At 64.7% G+C, this 3,021-nt stretch carries 1 protein-coding gene; it reads right to left on the reverse strand.

Annotated features, from left to right (window positions below; translation table 11 throughout):
• Window positions 1–670 precede the first annotated feature (670 nt).
• On the reverse strand, window positions 671–2,572 hold the full coding sequence (locus Q0H50_RS09090; protein WP_294421637.1) for an AAA family ATPase: 1,902 nt from the start codon (window positions 2,570–2,572) through the stop codon (window positions 671–673).
• Window positions 2,573–3,021 lie beyond the last annotated feature (449 nt).

The following is a 3,021-nucleotide window of genomic DNA, read 5'->3' on the forward strand; positions in this document are numbered from 1 at the left end:
GCGGAAGCCGGGCGGCCAGGGCCCTGACAACCGAATATCTCAAGCGGCCCCTTCCGCTTGGAGACATCCTTTCCCCAAACCCCCCTTGCAAACAGGGACGTCTCCAAGCGAAAGGGGCCGCTTCGTGTCTAGGGCCGGACACTTCGGGGACGTAGCGCTATCTGTCCGGATCGCGTTTGCGCGGAAGCTCGGCTCGGATTCGCCTCTGCCGTCCTTCGGCGGGCAGTCGTCGCTTCGCTGCGGGAAACCCGGACAGATAAGGCTACGTCCCCGAAGTGTCAGCAAACAGGGAGGCCTTCGAGCGGAAGGGACCGCTTTTCGCCCCAATCGGCCTCAAAGAAGCCGATTGGGAAGCTGCACTGCTATAGGCGCTTTGTGCTTCCGCTAGACAAATAGGAAAAAAGGAAAAAATAGAAAAAAAAGAAACCGCCGACAGTCGATTGGCGGCTGGGCTAGTGGGATACTTAGGGGATGTAGCATTATCTGTCCGGAACATACTGGCTATTGCTTTGCGGCAGAAAACCGGACAGATAGAGCTACGTCCCCGAGGTGTCCGGACAGATAACGCTACGTCCCCAATTGGCAAAGCCCCGGATCGCTTCGGCGGTCCGGGGCTTTGGTCGTTTCGGCTATGCGGCCGAGATATCGGCGGGCGTTTTGCGGAAATCCCTTACGCCAGCTGCTCGGTGAAGTCGCTGGGCTCGATGACGCACATGCGCTTGCCGTCTTGCAGGCGGATGCGGCCGATGTGCAGCTTCATGACGCCGGCGGTCTCCAGGCTGGTGGTGGTGAAGCGGGAAATTGCCAGCTGCTCGCTTGCCTTTCCTGCCATGGCGTACACGCGGTGCGCGTCCTTCGCGTGCTCCTTCTCCTGCTTGTCAAGGGGCATCTCGGCGCTGTCGAAGTATTCGCGGCAGGGGATGAACCCGTTCACGAAGCCGCTGATGATCAGCACCTTCGGCGAGAGCCCTGCGACTTGGTCGTAGGGGACCACCTGGACGGCGCTTGCGGCGTCGATGCGGGGCGCCAGCAAGCGGCTGCGGAAGCGCTTGGCCATGGCGGCAGCGGAGTTGTCTCGCTCGCCCAGGCACAGCGTGCTCACGATGCCCGGCGCTGCGGCGCCCTCTTGGCTCGTGACCAGCTCGGCAAGCTTATCCAGCAGCGCCGAGCCTTCAAGGCCGGCTGCGGACTCGATGAGCGCAAGGCCCGCTTCGTGTGCATCGGCAACGCGCTTGGCGCCCACCACGCGGTCAGCGTCGCTTGCGTTGGCGGCCACCGCATCGCCCTGCGTGCCGCGCAGGGCCTCCACCAGGCCCATGCCGCGCTCGCCTGCGTGCTTACGCAGGTTCGCCATGGCGGAGCTGTTGGCCAGCCAATCGCCGTACCCGCACCAGCAGCGCCATGCAAGCGCGTTTTCGGGATCGGCCACCAGGTCCAACGCCGTTAGCACGCGGGCGGGCACGCAGCGCTCGTTGTCGCGGATGTCGCCGCGCACCGGCTGGCGATCGTTCAGCGCCTGGGCGGGAACCTTCGCCGCCAGCAGGGCCTTCACCATGTTGCGGCTCCACACGCCGTTGGGCGTCGCCACTACGATGTCGGCGGGGTTCTTGCCGTCCGCCACGGCTTCTGCGGCGAAGCGCGCAACGGCGCCGAATTCGTCTTCGGGCAGCGGGCTTTCCAACACAGCCGTCTGACCTGCGGCGACGTCTTCGGCTGCGTGGAACGCGATCGACTGCATGGCGGGGTCGGCAAGCAGCTTGGATGTCGCAGCGGCCCCGGCTGCGCAGGCGTGGCATGCGGAAAGCTCGATATCCTGCGCTCCTTCGTGCGCATCCATGAACTCGTCCAAGCCCGCGGCATAGGGGTAGCTGTCATAGACCTGCACGCAGGCGGCGCGATCGCCGGCGATGGTAAGCGTTTCGGCTGCCACCAGGCTGGCAAGCAGCTGCGACGCCTTGCTGATGCGTTGATAGTCGTCCACCAGCACGTGGGCGAACGAATGCGCGGCCGCCGCACCGGCGTGGGTGCGCAGGTAGTTCACCGCCAGATTGCCCGCTTCAGGCTCGGCGATGCTGCGCGTGAAGGCCAGGTTGTCCTTCAGCAGCGTGTGCACGTTGGACTCCTCGCCGGGCAAAAGCCAGTCCGGATCGTCGTCGGCAAGCTCGGTCCAGCTGCGATAGAAGAACTTCAGCATCTCGCGCAGGCGTTTGGGGCGCAGGCCGCTCACCTTCATGTCTTCGAGCAGGAACAGCTCTTCGTAAGCGGTGAGCAGGCGCGGCTCGCGGCCCGACCAACGCACCGCCTCGGCATCGCCGAGCACATTGAGCGCCAGGGCTCGCGGCGTGGTCACCGTGACCCCGTCGGCATTTGCGCCGGCTTCCTCGGCGGCGGCGTTCAGGCGCAGCGTGAACGCCTCGCATGCTTGCGGCGTGGCGCACAGCACCAGCACGTCTTCTGCCTTTTCGCCGTTCGAAAGCAGCGAGCATGCGCGTCCGATCAGCTCCTGCGTCTTCCCGCAGCTGACGCCGCTGACGATGCGTGTTGCCTTGATGTTCGAAGTGTCCGTATTCATGTTCGACCTCCCAGCCGGTTTTCCTTTACCTATTTATATATGCGTTCGCGATCTTGCCCGCTAGGCGGGTCGGAGAGCGCTGTTGTCGGATATAGCCGACGGGTCGTTGCCTTTCTCCGGCCCCTCTGCCATCTCGTCTGCGGCGGGGCTTTGCGCCGAGGCGGGCGAGGGGTGCCCGCCGCGGCTTCTCAGGTTGAAAGAGGGAGTGGCGGCCCCTGCTTAAATGGGAGGGTGGGGAGGGTGAAGAAGCGCCGCTCCCGGGCAGAAGGTGGTCTATCCCCTAAACCCTTGCTAGGCCACCCTCTGCCCGGGAGGCCGGGCGCGTGTCGCGTCCGGCTGTTCCCGCGTTGCGTTCCGTGTGCGCCGCAACGTGCGCGTTAGCCGTATCTGCTGGCCGGTTACTTCTCGTTTTCCACCAGCGAGACGGGTTCGCCCTTCTTGGCGATCAG

It is taken from the genome of uncultured Senegalimassilia sp. (assembly GCF_934632265.1).
Lineage (GTDB): Bacteria > Actinomycetota > Coriobacteriia > Coriobacteriales > Eggerthellaceae > Senegalimassilia.